This window comes from Paenibacillus sp. M2, assembly GCF_046713495.1.
Classification (GTDB): Bacteria; Bacillota; Bacilli; order Paenibacillales; family Paenibacillaceae; genus Paenibacillus; species Paenibacillus amylolyticus_B.
Genome location: NZ_CP169648.1, coordinates 754,810 through 780,902 on the forward strand (window position 1 = coordinate 754,810; position 26,093 = coordinate 780,902).

The 26,093-nt window shown below is 48.0% G+C and carries 21 protein-coding genes; 16 read left to right on the forward strand and 5 right to left on the reverse strand.

The window, feature by feature from the left end; translation table 11 throughout:
- The first annotated feature begins 6 nt into the window (after nucleotides 1-6).
- Nucleotides 7-321, forward strand: coding sequence for a hypothetical protein (locus ACETMN_RS03660; RefSeq protein ID WP_091018725.1), 315 nt, complete (start codon nucleotides 7-9; stop codon nucleotides 319-321).
- Between the two features lie 109 nt (nucleotides 322-430).
- On the opposite strand, the gene acnA is transcribed toward ACETMN_RS03660, so the two are convergent.
- The gene (gene acnA / locus ACETMN_RS03665) at nucleotides 431-3,145 is read right to left on the reverse strand and encodes an aconitate hydratase AcnA (protein WP_036614112.1); all 2,715 of its coding nucleotides are present in this window, start codon (nucleotides 3,143-3,145) and stop codon (nucleotides 431-433) included.
- 362 nt (nucleotides 3,146-3,507) lie between these two features.
- On the opposite strand from acnA, the gene ACETMN_RS03670 reads away from it, so the two are divergent.
- The 14 genes from ACETMN_RS03670 to ACETMN_RS03735 all read left to right on the forward strand — a co-directional run bounded on the left by ACETMN_RS03670 (nucleotide 3,508) and on the right by ACETMN_RS03735 (nucleotide 19,436).
- A complete protein-coding gene (locus tag ACETMN_RS03670) occupies nucleotides 3,508-4,527 on the forward strand; it encodes an amidase domain-containing protein (protein WP_197997991.1) in 1,020 nt (339 codons plus the stop codon).
- Nucleotides 4,528-4,664: 137 nt separating this feature from the next.
- On the forward strand, nucleotides 4,665-5,765 hold the full coding sequence (locus ACETMN_RS03675) for a D-alanine--D-alanine ligase (RefSeq protein ID WP_036614110.1): 1,101 nt from the start codon (nucleotides 4,665-4,667) through the stop codon (nucleotides 5,763-5,765).
- Nucleotides 5,766-5,795: 30 nt separating this feature from the next.
- The gene (locus ACETMN_RS03680) at nucleotides 5,796-6,119 is read left to right on the forward strand and encodes a hypothetical protein (protein ID WP_036614107.1); all 324 of its coding nucleotides are present in this window, start codon (nucleotides 5,796-5,798) and stop codon (nucleotides 6,117-6,119) included.
- Between the two features lie 156 nt (nucleotides 6,120-6,275).
- Nucleotides 6,276-7,277, forward strand: coding sequence for a UV DNA damage repair endonuclease UvsE (gene uvsE / locus ACETMN_RS03685; protein WP_036614105.1), 1,002 nt, complete (start codon nucleotides 6,276-6,278; stop codon nucleotides 7,275-7,277).
- A 107-nt stretch (nucleotides 7,278-7,384) separates the two neighbouring features.
- Entirely contained in the window at nucleotides 7,385-8,248 is an 864-nt protein-coding gene (locus ACETMN_RS03690) for an inositol monophosphatase family protein (protein ID WP_405158462.1), read from the forward strand.
- Nucleotides 8,249-8,272: 24 nt separating this feature from the next.
- Complete coding sequence (locus ACETMN_RS03695) at nucleotides 8,273-8,563, forward strand: hypothetical protein (RefSeq protein ID WP_047841418.1); 291 nt, start codon at nucleotides 8,273-8,275, stop codon at nucleotides 8,561-8,563.
- A gap of 387 nt (nucleotides 8,564-8,950) precedes the next feature.
- On the forward strand, nucleotides 8,951-10,273 hold the full coding sequence (locus tag ACETMN_RS03700) for a stalk domain-containing protein (RefSeq protein WP_411735776.1): 1,323 nt from the start codon (nucleotides 8,951-8,953) through the stop codon (nucleotides 10,271-10,273).
- Nucleotides 10,274-10,523: 250 nt separating this feature from the next.
- A complete protein-coding gene (locus ACETMN_RS03705) occupies nucleotides 10,524-12,311 on the forward strand; it encodes a histidine kinase (protein WP_411735777.1) in 1,788 nt (595 codons plus the stop codon).
- Entirely contained in the window at nucleotides 12,286-13,839 is a 1,554-nt protein-coding gene (locus tag ACETMN_RS03710) for a response regulator (RefSeq protein WP_411735778.1), read from the forward strand. Before ACETMN_RS03705 ends, ACETMN_RS03710 begins: the two co-directional genes overlap by 26 nt.
- Before the next feature lie 220 nt (nucleotides 13,840-14,059).
- The gene (locus tag ACETMN_RS03715; RefSeq protein WP_411735779.1) at nucleotides 14,060-15,343 is read left to right on the forward strand and encodes an ABC transporter substrate-binding protein; all 1,284 of its coding nucleotides are present in this window, start codon (nucleotides 14,060-14,062) and stop codon (nucleotides 15,341-15,343) included.
- A gap of 139 nt (nucleotides 15,344-15,482) precedes the next feature.
- Nucleotides 15,483-16,385, forward strand: coding sequence for a carbohydrate ABC transporter permease (locus ACETMN_RS03720; protein WP_036614094.1), 903 nt, complete (start codon nucleotides 15,483-15,485; stop codon nucleotides 16,383-16,385).
- A 2-nt stretch (nucleotides 16,386-16,387) separates the two neighbouring features.
- Nucleotides 16,388-17,227 carry a carbohydrate ABC transporter permease gene (locus tag ACETMN_RS03725; protein WP_017690747.1) on the forward strand — a complete coding sequence of 280 codons (840 nt, stop codon included), beginning with the start codon at nucleotides 16,388-16,390 and terminating at the stop codon, nucleotides 17,225-17,227.
- A gap of 105 nt (nucleotides 17,228-17,332) precedes the next feature.
- Nucleotides 17,333-18,541 carry a rhamnogalacturonan acetylesterase gene (locus ACETMN_RS03730; protein WP_411736398.1) on the forward strand — a complete coding sequence of 403 codons (1,209 nt, stop codon included), beginning with the start codon at nucleotides 17,333-17,335 and terminating at the stop codon, nucleotides 18,539-18,541.
- 478 nt (nucleotides 18,542-19,019) lie between these two features.
- A complete protein-coding gene (locus tag ACETMN_RS03735) occupies nucleotides 19,020-19,436 on the forward strand; it encodes a sensory rhodopsin transducer (protein WP_411735780.1) in 417 nt (138 codons plus the stop codon).
- Nucleotides 19,437-19,522: 86 nt separating this feature from the next.
- On the opposite strand, the gene ACETMN_RS03740 is transcribed toward ACETMN_RS03735, so the two are convergent.
- From ACETMN_RS03740 to ACETMN_RS03755, 4 genes are all read right to left on the reverse strand, one after another.
- Nucleotides 19,523-20,680 carry a Ger(x)C family spore germination protein gene (locus tag ACETMN_RS03740; RefSeq protein WP_411735781.1) on the reverse strand — a complete coding sequence of 386 codons (1,158 nt, stop codon included), beginning with the start codon at nucleotides 20,678-20,680 and terminating at the stop codon, nucleotides 19,523-19,525.
- Complete coding sequence (locus ACETMN_RS03745) at nucleotides 20,677-22,146, reverse strand: spore germination protein (RefSeq protein WP_411735782.1); 1,470 nt, start codon at nucleotides 22,144-22,146, stop codon at nucleotides 20,677-20,679. The genes ACETMN_RS03740 and ACETMN_RS03745 overlap by 4 nt, the downstream gene beginning before the upstream one ends.
- Nucleotides 22,127-23,233 (reverse strand): GerAB/ArcD/ProY family transporter, encoded by a 1,107-nt coding sequence (locus tag ACETMN_RS03750; protein ID WP_411735783.1) that lies wholly within the window; start codon nucleotides 23,231-23,233, stop codon nucleotides 22,127-22,129. The genes ACETMN_RS03745 and ACETMN_RS03750 overlap by 20 nt, the downstream gene beginning before the upstream one ends.
- 220 nt (nucleotides 23,234-23,453) lie before the next feature.
- A complete protein-coding gene (locus tag ACETMN_RS03755; RefSeq protein WP_091018708.1) occupies nucleotides 23,454-24,386 on the reverse strand; it encodes a DMT family transporter in 933 nt (310 codons plus the stop codon).
- A gap of 157 nt (nucleotides 24,387-24,543) precedes the next feature.
- Between ACETMN_RS03755 and ACETMN_RS03760 the strand changes: the two genes are divergently transcribed.
- Nucleotides 24,544-25,938, forward strand: coding sequence for a PLP-dependent aminotransferase family protein (locus tag ACETMN_RS03760; protein WP_091018707.1), 1,395 nt, complete (start codon nucleotides 24,544-24,546; stop codon nucleotides 25,936-25,938).
- Nucleotides 25,939-26,093: the final 155 nt, after the last annotated feature.

The following is a 26,093-nucleotide window of genomic DNA, read 5'->3' on the forward strand; positions in this document are numbered from 1 at the left end:
TTGTAAATGTTAATGAAAATTGTTGTATATCACTTTGATGTGTTCTACTATTACGTTCCCAATCAATATGCAGGAAAAATTGGCGAGTGGAGAGGAGAATTTATCGATTTTTTGCAGAGCCTAGAGTATAAGCACCCATTCACCCTGTATATCGAGTCTATTGATCATGAGGGAAATACGGAATATGCTCACTTTATTCGTAGTTACGGGGCGGATGATTTTGTAGACTGGATTAACGTAGAGAAATTAAACTGCAGAGGTATATATCGTATAGCTGAGCCACCTGATGATTCGGAAGTTGGCTTGAAGATTGATTTTTAACCATACCCCGATTATAAAAAGCAAAGCCAAAAAAGCTCCCCGTCACGTGCTGATTGCACGTAATGGGGAGCTTTTTTGTATAACTTCATCGCATTAATGATTTATATCATTAAGCTTTTTTCATCATTTGACGCAATACGGTTTGCAGGATACCGCCGTTATGGTAGTAATCCACGTCAACCATGCTGTCCAAACGAGCGATGACAGGGAATTCGAACTGTGTACCGTCTTCACGAGTTACGGTAACTTTCAACTCTTGTCCTGGCTTCACGTCATTGCTGAGGCCAGTAATGTCGTACGTTTCACGTCCGTTCAGACCAAGGCTGGACCAGCCGTGACCTTCCTGGAATTGCAATGGCATTACGCCCATGCCGACCAGGTTACTACGGTGAATCCGCTCGAAGCTTTCTGCGATAACGGCTTTGACGCCGAGCAGGAATGTTCCTTTTGCCGCCCAGTCACGGGAGCTTCCTGTACCATACTCTTTACCAGCGATAACGATCAGGTTCTGTCCTTCATCCTGATACTTCATGGAAGCATCGTAGATGGACATTTCTTCGTCTGTTGGCAGGTACTTCGTAATGCCGCCCTCAGTACCCGGAGCCACCTGGTTACGAATACGAATGTTGGCAAACGTACCACGCATCATGACTTCATGGTTACCACGGCGTGAACCGTAGGAGTTGAAGTCTTTGCGCTCTACGCCATGTTCTTTCAGGTACAGTCCAGCTGGGCTGGATGGTGCAATATTACCTGCTGGCGAGATGTGATCCGTTGTTACGGAATCTGCAAGCAATGCCATAACACGTGCAGAACGGATATCTGCGATATCGTTCAACTTGTCGCCAAGCTCTTGGAAGAACGGAGGATTCTGAATGTACGTGGAGTTCGGATCCCACTCGTACAATTCACCTTCCGGTACAGAAATTGAATTCCAACGCTCATTGGCTGTAAATACATTCTCGTACTTGTTGCGGAACATCTGAGCGTTCAGGGAACTTGCGATGGTATCCTTGATTTCCTCGGAAGTAGGCCAGAGGTCTTTCAGGAACACAGGCTCATTGTTCGTATCATAACCGATTGGATCGGTTTCAAAGTCAATATTCACGGTACCCGCAAGTGCATACGCCACAACGAGTGGTGGTGATGCCAGGTAGTTGGCTTTAACCTGTGCATGCACACGGCCTTCAAAGTTACGGTTACCGGACAATACAGCCGCTACGGTCATATCGTTCTCAGCAATAGCTTCGCTCACTTCGTCCGGCAGTGGGCCGGAGTTACCGATGCATGTTGCACAACCGTAGCCAGCAACGTTGAATCCGAGTTTGTCGAGATACGTGATCAGACCTGCTTTTTCCAGGTACTCGGTAACCACAAGGGAACCTGGTGTCAGACTGCTTTTCACATATCCTGGTTTGGTCAGGCCGCGTTCAACTGCTTTTTTCGCCAGTAGTCCCGCTCCAACCATAACACTTGGATTCGAAGTGTTCGTACAACTTGTGATCGCCGCGATCACAACAGCGCCTGCCTTCAGTTCACTGTTGGAACCGTCCGGATGCTTCACAGGTACGGATTGTTCGATTTTCTCATCGCTCAGACCGTAGCCGCCTTTATCTACAGGTGTGCGAATGATGCTGTTGAAGCTTTCTTTCATTTGTGTCAGCTCGATGCGATCCTGTGGACGTTTTGGTCCGGCAAGACTTGGTACAACAGAGCCGAGATCCAGTTCAATCACATCTGTGAATTCAGGATCAACGGTGCTTGAAGTACGGAACATGCCTTGAGCTTTGTAATAAGCTTCAACCAATTCTACCTGCTCGTCAGGACGGCCAGTGTTACGCAGATAGTTCAACGTTTCACTATCAACAGGGAAGAAACCGATTGTTGCGCCATATTCTGGTGCCATGTTGGCTACTGTTGCACGGTCAGCCAGACCGATGTTGGCAAGACCTGGTCCGTAGAATTCTACGAATTTACCAACAACACCCTTTTTACGAAGCAATTGGGTAACGGTGAGTGCAAGATCCGTTGCTGTTGCGCCTTCGCTCAGGCTGCCTGTCAGTTTGAAACCGATAACGTCCGGTGTTACAAAATAAAGCGGTTGGCCCAGCATACCTGCTTCGGCCTCAATACCACCAACACCCCAACCAACAACGCCAAGTCCGTTGATCATGGTGGTGTGGGAGTCTGTACCTACGAGGGAATCCGGGAATACAACGGTTTCGCCGTCCACGGTTTTGGTTGCTGCCACGGAAGCCAGATACTCCAGGTTAACCTGGTGAACGATCCCTGTGGATGGTGGAACGGCACGGAAGTTGTTGAATGCCGTTTGCGCCCAACGCAAGAAGCGGTAACGCTCTTCATTACGCTCAAACTCAACTTTGATATTGTAATCAAGTGCATCGTTGGTACCAAAAGCATCAACCATAACGGAGTGGTCGATAACAAGATCGACGGGTACGAGCGGGTTGATCTGTTTTGGATCGCCGCCTGCTTTTTTCACAGTATCACGCATTGCAGCGAGGTCAACGACAACCGGTACACCGGTGAAATCCTGAAGAACGATACGTGCAGGGATGAATGGAATTTCCTTGTTATTGTCACGGCCATCTGCCCAGCCGGTCAGTTGTTTTACGTGTTCTTCGGTGATAGCACGTCCGTCGAATTGACGAATTGCTGCTTCAAGCAACACTTTAATGGAGAAAGGAAGCCTGGAAAGATCGCCGTGGCCGTTTTCCTGAAGAGCATCGAGACTGTAGTAGCGGTAAGACTTGCCTCCAACCTCAAGACTGCGAGCGGCGGAGAAATGATTCTTTGCTGACATACATGTACCTCCTTGGGATGTGTCGGTGAGATGAAGAAAACGTTCATTTAGGTGAAGAACAGGCCTTCATCGTTCCGTGTTCTTGTTCGTTAGTTTCATCAGATGAAACGTAATTTCATAATCATAACTTTAGTTTTAAGTATACCGTTTTCACCTCCGTACGTAAAGGTCTTTTTGCCTGATCAAGCAAGCTTTTGGACCGATGAAGGCGTTTTCGTGAAGCGAGTAGGAATAAGATATCTTGTGTACCTGTATTTGCCGAATTTAGAATCTCCCTCCTGAGCCGTGTACATACAACCGAAGACCCTTTCATATGAATAGTAGGAGTTTATATACGCAATGAAATATTTCAGACAGAACTCATGCCAAAGGGGGACATAGGCTTGGAACGGGAATGGAAGAGTGCCTTATATACTTACGTGAACCAGTACAATCGCTGTGAGATCGACTACCGTCCACAGACCAGCGAACGGATCGTTACCGATCCTGACTTCGTGGTGGAACGGGGAGAGCGTATGGCAAGGCTGGACGAATGGTATCGTAAGCGGCGCGCCGTGCCTCTTCGCAGCGAGACCAGCGCCAAGCTTGTGCGCACGCTTATGGATGGCCAGGAAGAAGCGGTGGTGGATGTACAATTGTACAGCAGACTGTTCTACGAGAAGAGCGGGATCACCCACCGGGAGGACCGGATTGAGCGGGAGCGGTTAACCTTTCTGCGGCAGAGTGGTGGATGGATCATTGGACGGGTCGAGCGAGAAGTGCCGGAGCGTCGCCCTGCTGGGGAAGGACGTCCGTTTCAACAAGCTGATTTTGTACAGGCGATGAATCGGCCGTTGCTGAATCGGGAAGTGTTGGGTCAAGGAAGAAGCTCACGGCAACAGTCATATCGCAGAGATCTGGCGGTTGCCTATGCAGATCGGTGGTGGAATGCGGGGAATCCGGCATTTGAGGAATTTGATGTGGATTGTACCAATTACGTGTCCCAATGTCTCTTTGCAGGGGGCGCACCCATCCACTATACTGGTAGAAGAGAAGCCGGCTGGTGGTATAAAGGGTATGTGAACGGCTCCGAAATGTGGAGTTACAGTTGGGCAGTTTCCAACAGTCTGGAGCGTTATTTGTCAGGCAGCAGCTGGGGTCTGACCGCGACAGAAGTGGAGCGTCCTGAGCAGCTGATGCTCGGCGATGTTATTCTCTACGATTGGGATGGAGATGGACGATTTCAGCACAGCACCGTTGTGACCGCGTTTGATGCAGGCGGTATGCCGCTTGTTAACGCACATACGGTTAGCAGCCGTCACCGCTTTTGGGATTACCGGGATTCTTACGCTTGGACAGAGCGGACGGTATACCGGCTTTTCCATATTGCAGATGAGTTTTGATGACGAAAGATTTTCGGGATGCGGTGACGCAGACATCCAGTTCCGTGTAAAATAAGACCAGATAATGCAAGCAGAATAACAAGGGTGCTGAGCATGCAAACATGACAGCATCAGGCACAGATAATCGGAGGGTACACATGAGTATGGATAAATTAAAAGTAGGCGTCGTGTACGGCGGAAAATCGGGCGAGCATGAGGTGTCGCTGCAAACGGCGTTTGCTGTAACAAACGCATTTGATTATGAAAAGTATGAACTGGTTCCTTTTTATATCTCCAAGCAGGGTACGTGGAAAAAAGGACCTGTCATGCATGCGCCGTTCGCGCAGATTGAAGACTTGAAGCTGGAGCAATCGGCGGGTGGAACGCAGGATGCACTGAACGCCCTGTTTGGCCGTTTGTATGGCGGAGCAGAAGCGCTGGACGTGATGTTCCCTCTGCTGCATGGTACGTTTGGAGAGGATGGTACCATTCAGGGCATGTTTGAGATGGCGGATATGCCATATGTAGGTGCAGGTGTACTCGCTTCTGCTGGCGGCATGGACAAAGTGGTCATGAAAAAGTTGTTTGCACAGGCTGGCATTGACCAATGTGCCTTTACGTATTTTAACGCGACACAATGGAAGCAGACAGAGCACGAAATGATCGTACAAGTCGAAGATCAGCTGGGGTATCCTTGTTTTATCAAACCGGCAAATCTGGGCTCCAGTGTAGGCATCTCCAAAGCACGTAACCGCGATGAGTTGAAGACAGCTGTCGAGTTCGCACTTCGGTATGACACGAAGGTTGTCATTGAGGAGTTCGTTGAAGCACGCGAGGTTGAAGTCAGCGTCCTCGGCAATGACGAGCCCATGGCTTCCGTTCCAGGTGAGATCGTATCCTCCGGTGAGTATTATGACTATGCAGCCAAGTATATTGATGGTCAATCACAGATGCTGATTCCAGCTCCACTGGACCCAGAGGCCGCAGATCGCATTCGCGAGGCAGCTTTGCAGGCGTTCCGTGCGATTGAAGGTAACGGTATTTCACGTGCCGACTTCTTCATTCGGAAAAATGACGGCGCTTTGCTCATTAATGAAGTCAACACCATGCCTGGTTTCACACCATACAGCATGTATCCACTTCTTTGGCGTGAGACAGGTGTATCGTATGCCGAACTGCTGGATCGCATGATTGAACTGGCACTGGAGCGTTACAACCGCAAACAGGCACTGAATTACGAGAACGGCGTACAGGCGTAGCCTGCGACCACAAGATCAGGAGGGATATGCATGGGATTTCAGACTGAATTCAATTCCGTATGCAAGTTCAAGAATGAGCAGGAGCTGTTCGAACTGCTTGAATACGGACGCGGCAAAATGGTCAAACAGGGCTTCCGGGTATTTCCTACCGGCCAGAAAGTGATTGCATACACACCGGATAACGTGGCTGTAGCCATCGTCAAGATCGTGGTTTCCATTGCGGAGATCAACTTCCAGGGGCAAGAGGTAACCGAGGTGGAGATGCAACTCATCCGCAAATTGACTGAGGAAGAATCACGCATCCAGACTGCCCTTGCGGATGAGATGTTCTTTGGAGAGCAAGCACAGGAGTAGTTGTTGACTTGTAAGTGCGGGTCGGAAGGACGGATTTGCCAGAATACGATTATGGTCACTCTTTTAGGGTAAAACTTGGTTATATACAGTGACGGTACATCCTGACGGCTGAATATGCCGTGCGGGTTCTCCGCCCTAATAGAGAGGAAGAGATTCATGCTCGTACGCTTTGGTTACGTGGCAATGTCCGTGCTTATAGAGAACGCCTCGCCTTCCCGGACCATGACCATGTCGAGTTTTAACAAAATCGATGACAGGGAAGCAGCAATCCGCAAGCTCGAACGGATTGCAGCCGAGAACCTGCACAATACATTACGTTTGCTCAGGCACAACAAGGGTAGCCATATTCATGTATATCGCTTCTCTTCCAAATTGATTCCACTGGCAACACACGAAGACCTGAATGACTGGGACCCGTTCCCGGCACTGAAGCAGGACTTTGCAGCCATTGGTGATTTTGTGAAGGAAAATCATATGCGTGTGTCCTTTCACCCGGATCATTTTACCGTACTTAGTACCCCCCGCGAGCAAGTTCTGCGCAACTCGATTCGCGACCTTCGTCATCATGTTCGGATGCTGGATGCCATGGGTCTGAATGCCACTGCCAAGAACAATATACATATTGGTGGTGCATACGGGGACAAGCCTTCGGCGGCGCTTCGTTTTGAAGAAAACTTTTTGAAGCTGGATCGGGACATTCAGGAGCGGCTCACACTCGAAAATGATGACAAAACGTTCAATGCGCCTGAGACACTTGCCGTGTGCCAGCGCTTGGGATTGCCCATGGTACTGGATATCCATCACCATTGGGTGAACAACGAAGGAGAACAGGCATGGGATCTGTGGCCTGATATTCTAAAGACCTGGCAGTCGCCGCTTGCCCAGGCAGATTCACCGGCTGATCAACCATTGCCACCCAAAATCCATGTCTCCAGTCCAAAGAGTGAGAAGGATCTGCGAGGTCATGCCGATGGTGTGGAGGTAGAGCCTGTGCTCGATTTCTTGCGTCATATCGCAGCAGACACCCCAAGACTTGACGTGATGATTGAGGCCAAACGCAAGGATGAGGCTCTTGTGCAACTGATGCAGAAGCTGGCATTCTATCACGAAGAGGGTGTGGAGTGGGTGGACGAGTCTACCGTCATCATTCATCCGTAGTGCCAAAAGGGGCCTGGGCAACGAGAAACTTTATGACCTGTGGGGCGTATACTTTTAACAAGTATTTCAACTTTTCGTAGATTGATATAGAAAGTAGAGTGAACGCTTTGAATGAGAAGGAAAAGACACCTTATGTCGTGACAAGCAAAAGCTATACTGCCGTTGCCATTAATGCAGCTTCCAAAGCTGGCGAATGGATCAAAAGCCGTCTTGGGACGGTAGCTGAACTTGGCACCAAATATTCACCCCAAGATTTGGTGACCGAAGTGGATAAAGGAGCGGAGCAGATGATCCGCCGCCTGATTCTTACGCATTTTCCCCACCATGCCATTCTGGGTGAAGAGGGCGTCGAACCGGGACCGGAAGCTTCGGCAAAAGCACTGAAAGAGGCCGAGGAAGAAGAGTTCCTGTGGATTGTTGATCCGGTGGATGGAACGACGAACTATGTACACGGATTCCCGTTTTATTCGGTGTCCATCGCATTGGCTCACAATGGTGAAGTCATTGTCGGCGTGATCTACGACCCTTCCCGTGATGAAATGTTTGTTGCGGAAAAAGGGAAAGGAGCATATGTTCACGGAAACCGGATGCTTGTATCTGGTGAACAGGAACTGGCTCAAAGCCTGATTGCGGTTGGATTCCCGGCAGACACAACCTTTGCGTTGCCACTGAATATGGCCGCTGTGCAGGCGCTTGCTCCGCAAGTTCGTAACTTGCGTGCAGGCGGATCTGCAGCCCTCCATCTGGCATATGTTGCCGCAGGACGTCTCAGCGCCTACACCGAAGTTGGGTTGAAACCGTGGGATATTGCCGCAGGTGCGCTGCTGGTTGAAGAATCTGGTGGAAAGGTGACCGATACCATCGGAACGCCTTACCAACTGTCTGTAAACCATGTTGTTGCTAGCAATGGCAAAATCCATGATGCACTGACGGATGTGCTGAAGGAAGCGAAGGCTACTGGGTTGGAGTGAAATTCATTATAAGGAGCGAAAACAATGGATGAATCCAAAGAACTGGAACGACGGCTCAGTGATATGCTGACGGAAGGGGACATGGAAGAGTCCGGCGACACCAATCAGCGTGAACGCCAGCTGATTCCTCCCAAATATGAAGTGCGAATCCAGACAGAACGTGATCCAATTGTCGAGGAAACGTTAAAGTACCGGAAGATGGCACGCGAAGTGGATGATCGTTATGATCGGTATCTGGAGCGAGCTACCGGGAACAAACCGGAGAGTGACAAGGGTCATTCGATTGCTGAAGACTCGAATAAGCCGCAATCTTAACTAATCACTGAACGTCATAGCTGAGCTTAACCAGTAACAGGCTCCCCTTTAGGGAGTCTGTTATTTCATGTGTGCTCTCAGTAGAGAGGACAACGCCTACTCTAAAATGATAGAATAGAGTAACACCAACCTATGTCATTGGAATGACCGATGTACTATATATTAGTGAGGTTGTTCAAAAAGTCCGCTTTTGATTACGAAGGATGCCTAACGGCATCATCAGCATCGAATATGGAACTCAGCCGAAATGTCCGTTGCTCACGTAGTTTTCCTACGCTCCGCTACTCCATTTCTAGCTTCATCCCATCTTCTCGGTACTGAAAACCGACCTTTTTGAACACGTATATTTAGTGTAATTATAGATTTGCGAGAAGGAGTGTTACCTGAATGAAGCGTAAACGTATATGGGAAAATACAGCTGCCGGTTTAACGGTAAGCATGTTGGCAGGAATGCTGCTCTTTACATCATCTGCATTGCCTGCACACGCGGCTGACACCAAAACCGGTGTATTGCCAGCGGGTACAAACAAGACTTCGCTGACAGCGAAGAAAGATGCAGTAGCCGTAACTAAGGAGTTCCGCATCGTCACATTGGGAGATTCCATAACGGTAGGTTATGAGCCCAACACAAAAGAATTGCCTTATGGTTATGTAGAACGTTTGCATGAGCAAGGTTTGCTGCATGGACGTACACAGGTGGACAACTACGGGATTGCCGGATTGAAAACCAGTGGTCTGAAAAACTTCACTACTGCAATTAAGGATGGCAAAACGCTGACTTCTGAAGCCATTCAACCAAGTCTTCCTGATCCAAGAGCGGGACAGATCGGAGCCAATACTGCTGCAATCCGTGAGAGTGTAGCACAGGCCAATCTGGTTGCAATTACCATTGGGGGAAATGATGTATCTGAGCTTCTCGGTACAGCAGACAAACTGAGTGATCAGGATCTGCAAGCCGAGGTAAAAGAATTACTCGCAACATATACAGCCAATGTAAGTGCAACGATTAATGATATCCATGAAATTAATCCGACAGCTACAATTGTCATCGCCGACCAGTATCAACCGATGCCAGAAGTAGCAGGCAAGGCACTTTATGCCAAACTGATGGAGGCATCCCAAGGTTTCACACAGACCATTGATGGCATTGCAGCACAATTCACTGCTCAGGGTACCGATGTCAAAGTCGCACACGTGGCCAAGGAGTTTGTTGGTGGTGAAGGCACGATGACACATATGATCAAAGATCGTGATTTCCACCCGAACCAATTTGGATATGCGGCCATTGCCGAAGTATTTGCCAAAACGATCTGGGGCGACTACACCAAGCTGACTACACCTGCGACAGGTGAGCCGATGAACATTATTGTGAGTGGCAAAACATTAAATACACCGTACAAACCGATTATCCGTAACGGCAAAAACTTTGTGGCGATTCAAGACATCGTGAATGCGGTTGGTGCTACTACAGTGTGGGATAACAAAACTTCAACCGCAACCATTACATATGGAGACCGGAAAGTTGCTGTGAAGATTGGTGCCAATGCTGTGAAGGTAAATGGAGCATCGGTTACTGTGGATACACCTGCATTCCTGAATAAGGTAGGCAAAGAGTCCAAAACATATGTACCACTTGCCATGGTGGCTGAAGGTCTTGGCTTTGATGTGCAATATGTAGCGAAGCTGAAAACTGTTTTTGTGAATCCGTAAATTGTAGTTCATGCTTTAACATGATGTTATTCAACAGCCAGAATACCTTGATCTGTTCAAGGTATTCTGGCTGTTTTGTGTTCTTTTTGAGTTGCTGACACAGATGTATACCTTCTCTAATGACCTAAAATGTTGCATAAATATATCTTGTCAGATGACCAATGGATGTGTAAATATGAAAATAACTTACAATAAAACCACTAATGCATAGTATGACAGGCACCCCTCGCAAGCCAAAGGAGCGCTTAGGATGAACAAAATTAAGAACGCTTTCACAACACTACCGATTCATCACAAAACGATTCTTCTCATCGGACTTTTGATGTTGATCAGCTTTACGTTTTATGCGTCCGTACTCCGATATGTGTTCAGTATCTATGACCGCCAGATCTATGAGAAATCCTCGCAGGTCCTCAATATGTCTTCAGTAGGTATTGAGAATCAACTACGTGAAGTTTCCAATCTCTCCTTCAAGGTGATGTCAGACGAGCCGCTTCAACAATATTTGCTTCAACTTGAAAAGGCCGAGACGGGTTACGAGAAAAATGGATTACGTAAAAAAATTACCAACAGGTTAGTCGCTTATGCCGGTTCTGAAAAATACGTCTATTCCATGCTATTTATCGATAATGATAATAACGTTATGGCCGCAGGCAATCGGGAGGGAATTTCGGAGTCGAAGCAAAAGGAACTGGTTGCACTGGGACAGCAATACTCGGGCTCCAATGCATGGCATACCAGTGGGGATAAACAGTCCCGACTCTTGTCGGTCCGACAGGTGAAATCCTTTATTGGCGGAGCATTTACATTGGAGGACCTCGGCACACTGATCATCCGCGTACGGCTGGACCGAATTGTACAGGACCAGATGCAAGAACCGGCTGAGGACTCCCAATTACTCATTACGGATGGAAAAGAAGTGATCTATCCAACAGAATCGTCGGTCAGTGAAGCTGAGATTGAGTCTGAATTGAAGCGCACCCAGCCCTATGGAATTGCCATGTTGGAGCAGGGGAGACACTTTGTAGCTCGTGCTCATTCTTCCTATACGGATTGGACCTATTTGTACACAACCCCGTTTGACCAGATGTTTAAAAAGATCCAGTTTGTCAAACAGTTGGTCACAGTGATCTTCATCATGATCTTTCTGGCGGCGCTTATCATTGGAGCGAGATTCTCTCGCAGTATTACCCATCCGATTGCGCAGTTGATCAAAAAGATGCGTAATATCGAGAAAGGTGATCTGGATAAGCTGGAGGAGGCAGCCCTTGGCAATGTTCCAATATCTCCACAGAATGAGGTTGGACTGCTGCATCGCACATTCAAGATGATGCTTCAACGGATACGTGAATTGATTGATGAGAATTATGCGAAGCAACTGGTGATTCGTGAGACGGAGTTGAAAGCGCTTCAGGCGCAGATTAATCCACATTTTTTATACAACACGCTGGAATCGATTAACTGGCTGGCTAAAGTACAGAAGCAACGACAGATCTCGGAAATGGTTGAGGCTCTCGGATTTCTGCTGCGTAGCTCTGTGAATATGTCCGAGAAGTGGATCACGCTGGAAAGAGAGCTGGACATTGTCCGCAGTTACGTGACGATTCAGCGCACGCGTTTTGAGGAAAGACTGGACTTCGATATGAAGATTGCCCCAGAGGTAGGAACGGCGCGGATACCGAAGTTAACATTACAGCCGTTGGTGGAGAACGCCATACATTATGCACTCGAACCAAGTATTGACCCTTGCCGGATTCGAATCCGGGCGAGAGCAGAGGGAGATAAGGTGATTATTGAAGTTGAGGACGACGGTCCGGGGATGACACCGGAATTCCTGGAACAACTACACGAAGGACGTATTCAGACAAGAGGACAGGGCATTGGGTTATCTAACATCGAGGAACGAATCAGACTGACCTTCGGCGATGAAGGTGGAATGGCGATGAGCAGCAAGCCCGGATCAGGAACTGTAGTATCGATCAGCATACCTTGGATCAGAGAGGACGATGACGATGTACAAAGTGATGCTCGTAGATGATGAACGTGTCATTCTGGAGGGGATTTCCCAAGTGGTCGATTGGGCCGCGGCAGGAACGGAATTGGTGGGTACGGCGAGGAACGGGATCGAAGCATTGGACAAAATTGGGCAGTCGAGACCGGATATTATTATTACGGATATTTCCATGCCAGGTCTGGATGGTCTCGGACTCATAGAGAAGGCATCTGAAGCATATCCGGGAGTACGATTCATTATGTTATCCGGCTACAAGGAGTTCGAATATGCCCGCAGAGCGATGCAATATGGTGTGAAGCATTATTTGCTCAAGCCCTGCAACGAGAATCAGATCCATGATGCGTTAACTGAACTGTTGCAGGAACATCAGGATGCCCAGGTGAAGGAGCATGTTGCCGGTGAGATGAAACAGCGATTGCAGCGAGTCCTTCCACATGTGAAGGAGCAATTTCTGCTGGAGTTCATGACCAACCGCACCTATGGGCCGGTTGATCTGGAGTATTATCAGGAGCTGTTTGATCTGGAGCTTGAAGAGAACGCAGTTCGGTTACTGCTGTTCCGAATTGTAGATGAACATGATTACAGTCACTTATTTGCGATCAAAAACATTGCCAGTGACCTGCTCCCACATGTCCTGTTAAGCACAACCATTGAAGGCAAACTCCTCATTCTGCTCGCGGATTCAGCTGATCCGGCTGGACTGAAAGAAAGTATTGAAGAGGTTCGGGCTGCATTCACCAGACTATATAAACTGGAAGTAACCGCTGCGCTGAGTGAAGCAGATCGAATGATTCAGTCGCGGCGGTTGTTTCGTGAGGCGTTGCAGTATCTGAACCATCGCTTCTTTATCGGTGAAGGCAAGCTGATTACGAAGAATGATCTGGTACTGGCGGGAGAATGCGACGGCGTACATGTAGAACAGGATGCGGAGCAACTGTGTCAGTTGATCAAATCGGGTAATACCGAGGAAACAGCGGTAGAGGTGGAGCGTCTGTTTGATCTATTATCTCGTCAGCAGCTGGAAATTGAAGTGACCCGCTCTTACGTAGTGCAGCTGTACTCAGCTATGGTTCATGTCTGTCCGCCTGAGGAGGCAACGGAATTCACCCAGCGTATGGCAGAACTGCCGCATATCGATACGTTATCTGGTTTGAAGTCTTTTGTTTCAAGCAGTGCAGCCCGATTAACTTCCGGTTATTACAAAAACCATATCAGTCGCCAGTCTTCTGCCGTGGAGAAGATGATGGATATCGTGGATCGTCATTATGGAGAGGCGGATCTCTCTCTCAATGGAGTTGCCCATCAGATGTTGTATATGAATCCCGATTACCTGGGCAAGATTTTCAAAAAAGTCACAGGAGAGAATTTCTCCAATTACGTGAATCGCCTGCGCATTGAACGCGCATGTGACCATATTCGCAGAGGCGGGGATGTGAAAGTATTTGAGCTTGCTGAATTGTTCGGATTCGGCGGGAATTCACAATATTTCAGTCAGGTGTTCAAAAAGTGGACCGGGATGACACCTACTGAATTCCGCAGGATCGGCATATAACAATGGGATACCAATCTTGTGATTCATGTCTGGGGAGGACGAACAGCGCCGAGAGGGGACTGTTGTCCTCCTCTGTTTTTTGAACCAACAAGACGGTTTTGTGTATTCAACTATGGTCGTACATTTGCGAAAATGACATTAACAAGTTTGTGAAAGCGTTATCAGAAACGAGAAGATAACTCTTTCATACAACCATATCAACATAAAAGGGGAGATTGGCATGGTGAAAAAGGCAATATTCCTGATGATGGCTGCTTTGCTCGTGTTTACAGCGGCATGTAGCTCAGGTGGAGGAACTGAAGGAGCATCTGGAGATGACTCAGTTACCCTGCGGATCGCTTGGTGGGGCTCGGATGCAAGGCATGAATATACACAGAAGGTCATCGACCTGTACAAAACGAAAAACCCGAATGTCAAAATCGACGTGGAATATGCTTCATTTGATGACTACTGGAAAAAGCTCGCACCACAAGCAGCGGCAAATCAGTTGCCTGACATCGTTCAGATGGATATTTCCTACATCAGCCAATATGCCCAGAATGGTCAGCTTGAGGATCTAGCGCCTTACTTGGGCAACCAGATCAAAGTGGACGATGTGTCCGAGAATGTTATCAGCACAGGTGTAATTAACGGTAAACAATACGGTGTACCTGCCGGTGTTAACGTTCTGGGCTTCCAATATGATCCGGCATTGCTTAAAAAAGCAGGCGTGGATGCAATCCCGGACAATATGACTTGGGAATCGTACGAAGCACTGGGTAAACAAACCGCAGAGAAAGGTCTGTATTTGGATGGAGGGATAGCTCCGGATATTTTCTTCCACTACTTCCTGCGTACCAAAGGATTGTCGCTTTACAATGCGGAAGGAACAGGTCTTGGTTATGATGATGACCAATTGTTTGTGGAGTTCTTCGGACTTATGCGCCGCATGATCGAGCAAGGTGCAGCACCTACGCCGGATGTAGCCAACCAAACCAAAGGCATTATTGAGGAATCAGATCTCGTGAAGGAAAAAGGAATTGGCGTGTGGCAATGGTCCAACCAGTTCGTAGCCTTACAACAGGTAGCGAACCGTCAACTCGAAATCGCTCCAATGCCAGGACCAGATATGGAAAAAGGACTATATATGCAGCCAAGTATGTACTGGGGTGTGACGTCCAACTCCAAAGTGAAGGAAGAAGCGGCTAAATTCATTGATTTCTGGGTGAATGATGTGGAAGCCAACAAACTGATCAAAGGTGAGCGCGGTGTGCCAATCTCAGGAGCAATCAAAGAAGCTATCGCACCTGAGCTGAGTGACGCAACAAAACAGGTCTTTGAATTCGTAGCAGCCATGGAGCCTAAGGCTTCACCAATGAGTTCTCCACCACCAGTTGGTTCACCTGAAGTAATCTCTGCTCTGGCAGATGTGGTTGAAGAGTTGAACTTTGGCAAAATTACACCTGAACAAGCAGCAGAGACATTCCGCAAGAACGCCGAATCTGTACTTGCGAACAATAAATAACAGTTGAATGATGGCTTGCTCGTCCCACTTCAGGGATGGTCGGGAATGGGGCTACTCGCAAATGCGAGGGCCTTTCCCCGTCCAGATGACCGAAGCCAGGATGAGGGAGCAAGCTGATCCATGAAGGAGGTTCGTTCCATTGAGGCAGTATTCGTCGTTACGTAGAAACTTAACTGGATATGCGTTCATAAGCCCGTTTATTATTGGATTCCTGGGCTTCACACTCATCCCCATGTTTGTGTCCTTATATATGTCGTTCACGAGTTATAACTTATTCACTTCTCCGCGGTGGATTGGGCTTGATAACTACACCAAAATGTTTTTTGATGACCCGAAATATTGGAACTCGGTCAAAGTGACGTTTCTGTATGTATTCATTGGGGTACCGTTAAGGTTGATCTTTGCCCTCTTCGTAGCGATGGTCCTAAACACTGGCTCTCGTATGATTGGAACGTACCGGACGCTGTATTACCTGCCATCCATTATCGGTGGTAGTGTGGCCGTATCCATTATGTGGCGTAACCTCTTCAGTAATGAGGGTGTTATCAACAGTGCTCTAACGGCAATCGGGATCGGGCCTATAAGCTGGTTTGGTGACCCGAATGCGTCCCTGGTTATGCTCATCTCACTGTCTGTGTGGCAGTTTGGTTCATCCATGTTGATCTTCCTAGCTGGTCTCAAAAATATCCCTACTGAGATGTACGAGGCAGCAGGTGTGGATGGCGCGAATCCTATACGGAAATTTTTCAGCATCACCTTGCCACTGCTTAGCCCGATCGTTCTGTTCAATATGATTATGCAGACGATTGGAGCATTCATGACGTTTGTACCTGCCTATATTATCTCCAAAGGCGAAGGCGGTCCAATGGACGGTACGATGTTGTACTCCCTGTATCTGTTCCGTCAGGCGTTTATGTTTAACAACATGGGTTATGCTTCGGCAATGGCCTGGATCATGCTTCTTATGATTGGTGGACTTACAGTAGCAGTATTCTTAACATCCAAGTACTGGGTGTTTTACGAATCTGAAGGAGGGAAGTAACGATGGTTTGGAGAAATGTGAAATGGCCTATTTATCACCTGTTCGTTGCAGCTCTTGCCCTCCTGATGCTCTATCCCGTCCTATGGATGCTATTCAGTTCATTCAAGGAAAGCCGTACGATCTTTGTCACAGCGGATACCCTGTTTCCTGCGGAGTGGATCTGGAGTAACTATGTGGATGGCTGGAAAGGCACAGCTGGAAGACCGTTTATGGATTACATCACCAACTCACTTGTAATCGTGGTTATTTCCACTATCGGTGCCGTAATATCGTCATCGCTGATTGCTTTCGGTTTTGCCAGACTGAATTTCAAGGGACGCACGTTCTGGTTTTCCTTGATGATGTTAACACTGATGTTGCCACATGACGTGGTATTGGTTCCTCAGTACATCATTTTCACGAAGCTCGGCTGGCTGAATACTATCTTGCCAATCGTTGTACCTACATTCTTCGGAATGCCGTTTTTCATCTTCCTGATGGTACAGTTCATTCGAACGATTCCGAAGGAGCTGGATGAGGCTGCAACCATCGATGGATGTAACAAATTCAGACTGTATATCCAGATTATTATGCCGCTGATCAAGTCTTCTCTGGCGACTGCAGCCATCTTCTCCTTCTACTGGAGATGGGAGGATCTGCTCGGTCCGGTATTGTACCTAAACTCGCCTGATAAATACACCGTGTCGATGGCGCTGAAAATGTTCCTCGATAGCGAATCTGCTTCCAACTGGGGCGCAATGTTCGCCATGTCCATCGTCAGTCTGGTTCCGGTTGTAGCTGTGTTCTTCATCTTCCAGAAACAAATTGTTCAAGGGATGAGCACCAGCGGATTGAAAGGATAAGCCAGATTACTGTATCTTCGTATCTTCGCCCGAATGAACGTTTACGAAAGTTAACCAAGGAGGTTATCGCTTTTGAATAAAGCTCAGGGTAGTCAGGCCGTTGCCATGGAGGCAGCGGCAGAGGGCCAGGCAGTGTCCGTGACCAGCTGGAAGTTTAACTTTGGACCAGACTCGGGAAGAGCAGATGAGACAGGGGATTATCTGAAAGTAACTGCAACAACCGCATATGAGGAACGCGGAGGGTACGGATTCGAGGCAGGATCTCTGGTATATGAGAAACAACGCATTCGTGATGACGATGTGTCGGATCCCACGAAACAACATCATAACCATCCGGGGCAGACAACCATGTCTGCCCGATTGCGTTCAGGCTTCTGTATTCCGCTCAAAGCATCGTTCATCATTGATGTTCCCGATGGAACCTACCAAGTATTACTCGTTGCAGGGGATGAAATGGCTGAGACAGTGACCCGCGTGAAAGCTGGTGAAGGCAGGCTTGTGCTGCCAACCATTCGCACACTTCCCGGACAATACGCAGAGGTTAGATTCTCGGTGGTTGTTCGCGGCGGCAGACTTCGTCTGTCATTCTCCGGTCCTGCACCGAGAATTAATGCTTTGGAGATTACTCTTGCGGATCAGACCATGACCGTATTTCTTGCCGGGGATTCAACCGTAACGGATCAGCCGGAAAGTGGATATCCATATTGTGGTTGGGGCCAGCTGTTGCCTGCACAGTTCAAACATGATGTGGCAGTGGATAATCACGCCCAGTCAGGGCGAAGTTCCCGCAGCTTTATTAATGAAGGCAGATTAAGCGCCATTCTGGAGCGAATCAAGCCTGAAGATTTTCTGTTTATTCAATTTGGACATAACGATGAGAAGCCGGACCCTGAACGTGGGACGGACCCATTCACAACATATAAGGAATATTTGAAAAAGTATATCGATGCTGCACGCGAAGCCAAGGCTCGTCCGGTGCTCATCACCCCGGTGCATCGTCGCTATTTTGCGGATGATGGCACATTGACCGATACGCACGGCGATTATATCATCGCCGTGCGTGAGCTGGCGGAAGAGGAAGATGTTCCGCTGATCGATCTGGCTGAGCGCAGCCGTCTTCTGTTCGAGCAAGCGGGTGTTGAAGGCACTAAGGACGACTTTATGTGGGTGCTGCCAGGCGAGTATGTGAACTTCCCCTCAGGCGTGGAGGATAACACGCATTTTCAGGAACGAGGCGCCCGCCGCCTTGCCCAGCAGGTGGCAGAAGCCATCCGCGAGTTGCAATTGCAACCGTTGCAGATGTATCTGCGGTAGGTGAGTAATCGTAGCAGTTGTAGAGGACTTGTTTTTACTGTTCTAGTAGATAACTTACCGCAGGATTTTAAGTCCTGTGCGTCTGTATTTAAGCGTAGCGAGTTAAACGAAGTAACGAGCCAGCAAAAGTTGCCCAGCGAAGAGCGAAGGCAATAATCTTTTAAAAAACAGCGAGCGTAGCAGCGGAGGAGGGCGGAATCGGGTAGAGGGAGCGAAGCGTCCGCCTTTGGAGCGGGATTTCCCCTGCTGAGGGGAAATGAATAGAAATCCCGAGCCAACAGTGGCCCACAGCCCGATCCGTCCGCCAAAGCGGCTGCCCCGCGAGCCCACGGGTTTTAAGAGTTGCCCCCGCGAATGAGCCGAAGAAATCCCGAGCCAACAGCGGCCTGTAGCCCGATCCGCCCTTCGAAGCGACTGCCCCGCGAGCCCACGCATTTTTAACCTATATTGCACTCGCAAAAAAGGAGGATGTATTTCAATGACACCTGACCAGACAGAATCAGGCACATCTGCCCGTAAGAATGTTTCAGCAGCTACAGGTCACACCTACTGGGTCATTCCGGATGGTTACATTCCCCCGGAGAGCCGGGGCACATTGGAGAGTCATGAGAGCATCTGTGTACTGAACACCAGTGCCACGGATGCGGAACTGCATATCACGATTTATTTTGAAGACAGAGAACCACTTGAAGGTATTGTCGCTGAAGTGCCAGCAAGAAGAACGAAGCATATTCGCACTGCATCGCTACGAACCGGGGAGCAGTCTATTCCGCCGGGCGTGCCTTATGCGATTACGGTTTCGAGCAATATCCCCATTATCGTCCAGTACAGTCGTTTGGACACGACCCAGCCTGAATTGGCTTTGATGAGTGTCATGGCGTATCCATTAGGATAACTTTCCCAATCGACAGCATGGCTGGAGATGGTAAGAAGCCCCGTAACCTTGCATTCAATGCAGGTACGGGGCTTCTATTTCTTCATTTATTCGCTGTATTTATACGTGCTCGCATTCAGGATATCCACGTGAACCTCCACTTTTCCAAGCTTAAAACGTTGGAGTGGATCCGCCCGGTTATAGACTTCCTGTTTCCATAAGGGAAGGTTGTGACGATATAAGTGTTCCACAAGACCGTATGAATCGATCTTGCGTTCCTTGGTTTTTTCGAACGTATCTCGGATTTGGGATTCGATCTGTTTCTCGGCTTCTTGTTCCATGGCATCTGGAGACCGAGGAGCCCCATGATCTTCGGTGATGGCGCTTTTGACCGTGGTAACCAGATCAAAGGTGATGCCATCACCTTGCTTCTTCGCCTTGATTTTTGTCTTGGGATGATGAAGCAACAAGGTTAAATCAGGAGTTTTTCCACCATTCCCATATACATATAGTGGGTACTGATGTACCCGCTCATAATTTACGTATCGTGTACCATCTGCGTCTGCTCCTGCAACTCTACCTTGACTTGTGCCTTTGGAAATGACATAAAATCCATCCATTCTAACAAGGGGTGGCGTTTTATCGCCGTTGAACCAAGTCTCGTTCCTCGTCGACACTGAGGGTAAAAGAACGACGGAAGCGGGTTCCCGTAATCCATCGAGAAGCTGATGGAGCCGGATAGGTTCGTAACCAGAATGCTGTTTGTATAGTCTCATGGGCTCAAATAATTCAATGGTCTGGGCGGATTGATTCAATAATGCAGAGGGAGAGAGTATATCCGGGATGTTATGCTCTGTAGCATAGATCCAGGGTGTATATCTTAATTGGCCTGAATGAAGAAGTGTATTAAAGACATCCTCCAGTCGACCGTCCAGCACTTTTTTGGATAAAACAATAGCTTTAACATGAGTCCAGAGCGTTTGCTGCTGTGACGTTTCATACAAGTCGTTAATAGCCATACTCAGTGTTGTACCCTCGCCCCGTCCAGTCCAGATATCCCTAGTCTCCCGGGAAGTTGGCGTTTCCTGTTTTGCAATACTGGAGAAGTCAATCAGTTGGGCATAAGCAATATACTGGTTGTCTACATAGTCAATTCCTATCGCCGTAATGAAGTTTATACTTTGCACCTCTTTGGAATCCCAGCACCCGGTTAGCAGGATCAAGCAGCTTATAAGAAGGCCGCTTATGGATACCCATCGTTTCACGGACGTTTCCTCCGGCGAGTAGAATCCTGTGTATGAAGTGCTTCTGGGCGCTTGGTTCTTTTCATGGAAGGTGGCATGGATACGGCCTGAGTGAAGTCTCCGGGAATGTAGGGAGATACAGGTGACAGATAGGATACGCCATAACATTCCAAGGATACGAGATGCACCAACAGGGCCAATAGTCCGATCATGAAACCGAATAATCCAAGAATGGAAGAGATGAGTAACATACCGATCCGGATATGGGCAGTAGCCCCGCTTAGCACAGTGTTCACGAGAATATAGCTAGAGATGACCGAGATCGCAACCGTGACAATAATCGTAGGGGACGTAATCCCGGCTCTAATGGCAGCATCTCCAATAATAAGCCCGCCAACAACGCTAACCGTCTGCCCCAACGCACGTGGCAACCTACGCCCTGCTTCGTTGAATAGCTCGAACATAAAAATCATCAGGAACGCTTCCAACGTCACCGGCATGGGTAGGCCCATTCGAGTGCCAGCAATCGTTGCCAGAAGAGGCAGGGGAATCTGTTCCACATTGAAGCTGGTCAGGCCAATATAAAATCCTGGGAAGAAACAGGCGATCAGCAGTCCTGAAATACGTAATATCCGTTCAAAAGTAACGATAAAAAAGGGTGTACTTTCGTCCTCCGGAGACTTCAATTGATTGAAAAGTGTAGTTGGTGCGATGACCGCTACAGGAGAACCTTCGATCAAAACAGCAAAACGACCGTTTAACAGGGAATCAACGACAAAATCAGGACGCTCGGTATTATCTGTAAGTGGAAAGATACTCCGAATCCCTCCCATGACAGCTCGTTCCATGATTGAGGTGCCCAGGATGCCGTCAATCTCAATCTGATCCAGATTGTGCCGAGCTTCTTTCAGAATGTCTGGATTGATAATATCTTTTACATATAGAAGTCCAATGGCCGTCTGGGTACGACCGCCTTTGACATATTTCTCATAACACATCGAAGATGTTTTCATTCGTTTGCGTATAAGGGCCACGTTGGTAGTGAGTTCTTCGGTGAATCCATCGCGCGGGCCTTTAACTGATGTTTCAATGGCTGATTCTTCTGGACTGCGTCCCGGGATATCAGCAATATCCACACTGCAGGACTGCACACCATTACCAAAAACGATCACTAGTTGTCCACTAAATATCAACATATTGAGCTTGTTAGTATCTGTGAGGTCATCCAACGGGTTCAAGGTTAATCCCAGTTCTTTAGGATGTGATTCCTCAATGATCAGGGAGTGCTGTTCCAGACGGGGAATAATAAATTGGTTAATTTGTTTACCGTCGACGAGACCGTCGCAATAAAGCAGAATTACGGGCTGATCAGATTCATCTTTGACAGGAAAGGTCTGAATAACGACATCTGCACATGGATTGAACTGCTCTTTCAAAGAGGCAAGCAGTGTCTCATGGGACGTGGTGTCAATCGCTTGATGCTCCATGATGATTCCTCCTCTGATGGCGTGAATGGATAAAGGCAACCGTCGTTGCGATAATCGCAAGTCCGCTCAGATACACGAGATTGAACGGAAATATGTATTCGACCAGAAGCTTTTCGAAGGTCATATCATCCAGAGGATACAACATGGTTAGAATAAAGAAGACACCTAACGAGATACAACTGATAAGCCTTCTGGTAGAGCTCTTAATATTCCATATTTCTACTACAATATACATGGCGAGACTAATCCGGGTGAACGAGCCTGCGAGCCACTGGTAAATGGAAAAGAAGTCGGTCTGGGCGATGTATTTGCCCAAGGAGGCAATTCGCCATTCTTCAAAGGCGGGATATCTCATTTTGGCAGCCTCAAAAGGATCGAATTCCACAATCGCCCCAATGAGTGGGCCGACAGTCAGTCCTACAAGAATGAGTGCGAGCATCAGATACTGCCATACACGTATACGTTTGGTGAGATGAGGCTGGATGTACCAGATGAACAGCAGTTCAAACATGCCTGCAAGACTGTAGACCATGCCATTAAGAATAGGATGCCATCCATGTTCAAGAACGGGCAACAGACGACTGTAGTCCTTGTATTGGGTATTTACGATAGCAACATAGAAACCTAACAAGACAACTAGTGGCAGGACTAACCCTGCGGTAAAGGCCAGCGAGCGAATACCTTTATACGCAGCGTAGGCACAGAGAGACATCAGGGCAATACTGGTTACCAACACGGGCGTTTCGGTCAGATAGTTCGTTTTAGCCCAAGCCGTGGTATCATGCAGTGTGAAAAAGATTACGCTTAGAAAAAAGAGACTGTTACCAACTCGAAATAACATGCCAAGGGGCTTCCCGAGACGGGAGGTTAACCAATCATGCAGGGTTTGATGCTGTAGGAAACGAGAGACATAGGCGAGCATTAGCGCAAATATCAGAAATGGTCCGGCTGATAGCAGGACGGAAATCCAAGAATCCCTTTTGGCCGCAGCCAAAAGGGCAGGAATAATCAGAACATGGCTGATCAAGCCAACGGACAACATGATCAACATCATAGCTTGTAAAAAAGAAGGCTGTGTTCGTTTCATGCTGAGGGGTCCCCTTTTCCCAATAGACTGTCCTCAGCAGTGTTAACGTGATTGGGGCGCTTCATACCGTCAGTTGAAATAACGAATACCCATGGCTTCTCTTACCTCTAACATCGTTTCCCGGGCCGCTCTCCGATCAAAATGCGAGGTTCGGGGAGGATGGGAGCGTATAACTCGTTGAACCGGCGAACCAACTCCCGTTGTCTCAATATGGGGAATCTTACTTGATTCCAGTGACCAACCTATGTTTGCGACCGCTCATATTGGTGCCAAGCACACCGGTGATGATCAACAATGCTCCGATAAAGTGATAGCCACTAACAGGTTCATGCAGTATCCATGCACCCCCTACGATGGAGATGAGTGTGGACAGATTGCTGAATACACTCATTTGCGAAGCCTCCAGATGAGTAAGGGCATAGCTCGCAAGCAGGGTAGAGATCATGGTGGAGAGGATTGCCAGATAAGCGAGGGCGCCCAGATAGGATGTATCTCCAAGCGGGTTGATGTAGTCCATCATGGAGCCGCTGGACGCATGTCGGATCAGGGAAGCGGCGTTAAATACAATACAGCCAACCATCAGTGTGACCCAGGTTAATTCCATTGGTTTATACTTCTGGGTTAATGGTCTTGCAAGCACGCCATACCCTGCAAAACAGACCGTGGATAGCAGCAATAATGCAATACCCTTCAGGTTACCTATAGACATGCCACTTCCTTGCATTATGAAAATAAAGACCACTCCAGCGACAGACAGTAGCAGGAACAGCTTCTGCATCGTGGATGTGCGTTCTTTCAGGAAGACTGAAGCGAGAACGAGTGTGAATACAGGGGCCATGGCCTGAATAATACCCGCTTCCGATGAGTTGGAAGAGACAAGTCCAAAGGCTTGAAAGGCAAAAAATAAGACGGGAGATAAAAGCCCCAGTGGAATGATTCGCCACAGATCACGAAGGCTCAGTCGGATTTTAATCCAGCCAAAAATGACAGGAATGCTGACAACGATCAGCGACAGAGCGAATCGATGGGCAAGCACATCAATGGGATGTGCAACAGTGACGGTCATTTTAACAAATAGAAAAGATAGACCTATAATAGCCGCGTATAGTATAGCTGCGATATAAGCGTATCCCCGAGTGTGTGTTGTGTTCATGAATGCTCCTCCAATACAGTAGTCATAGCTCTTTATTTTTCAATATCCTGAATTATGTCAGGTTCGAGGCATGTGCGCCTTATTCAATATACTGCCAGGTGCATCGTGCTACAATAGATAAAAGGATGAACTGTAACGGTACAATTGTGGGAGAGGGATGGGTGCAGTGAGAAAATACGAAGTGATTGCCGAAGCGTTAAAGCAATGGATTCAGGAACAGATGCACCAGCAGGATCGTCGCCAGTGGGCAGATAAGGGCATTCGACTGCCAGCAGTTCGAGTTGTAGCAGAACAATATCAATGCAGTGTAAGTACAGCAATTCGTGCATATGAGTGGCTGGAGCAACGTCATTTGGTGTACGCCATACCTCAATCCGGTTATTATGCCGTACAGAATGGGACAGGTGCTCAGGATATGGACTGGCAGGGATCGTTGGACTTCGCTTCGGCTGCCCCTGATCCAAGGGTGTTCCCTTATGCAGACTTTCGTCACTGTGTGGATCTGGCGATGGAGAAGAAGCAGGCAGAGTTATTTATGTATGGCACGGATCAGGGATTACCTTCTCTAATTCTGCTGTTGCAGAAGCAGTTTGCGGATTATCAGGTGTTTGCGAGAACAGAGCAGTTCTTTATCACATCAGGTGTGCAACAGGCGCTGGCTGTACTTGCATTAATGCCTTTTCCCAATGGAAAGAGAAAAGTATTGCTTGAACTACCGACCTATCACAATATGCCCTCGCTACTGAGTGGATTAAATGTGCCGATTGCCGGTGTGAGACGTGCCCTGGATGGGCTGGACTGGGCATCTCTTGAACGTCAGTTCGCTGAGGAAGATATTAAGTTTTTCTATGTCATGCCGCGCTTTCACAATCCGATTGGCACATCGTTGACTGTTGCTGACAAGAAGAGACTGATCCGGCTTGCACAGCGGTACGATGTCTATCTGATAGAGGACGATTATCTGGCTGATCTGGAGGACAATACGAAACAGGACCCGCTATGGTCCTATGATACCGAAGGTCGGGTCATCTATCTGAAGAGTTACTCCAAAATTTTGTTTCCAGGCTTGCGCATTGGTGTAGCTGTTCTGCCCTCACCACTAATTCAATCTTTTGGGGCTTACAAAAAAATGCTCGATATCGACACTTCCGTTCTGTCTCAAGCTGCTCTGGAGATCTATGTCCACAGTGGAATGTTTGCTCATCACAGGAAAGTGATTCGTAACCGCTATGCTGCCCGGATGCACACGGTGCATGAGCAACTGGACTCATATCCAGACTTTGCTCCGTTTATGGACGCTCCTCGAACAGGAGGGGAGCATACCGTTTTACCTTTGGCGGGTGATATGCCGCTTCGTGTTCTGCTGTCCCGGCTTCAAAAGCGCGGAGTCATCGTTGATACGACAGAACGGTATTATCCGGAGAGAACATATCAGGTGCATCAGGATCAGATGCTGCGCTTGAACATCTCCAATGTGCCGAAGCAGCGAATTGAGGAAGGGATGAGGAAGATCCGGGAGGAAATTTTGAAACTTCAGATCAGGCAGAGATAAAGACAAAGCTATAACAGCAAGGCCATTACAACAAAACGCATATAGTTGTTACACTCAGCATCTATCTAGTCGTATTGGCCACTCACCACTGTCTGTATATAACAAAAAGCGTCCACACAAGTTGATCACTTGTTGGACGCCTTTTCCATGTATTG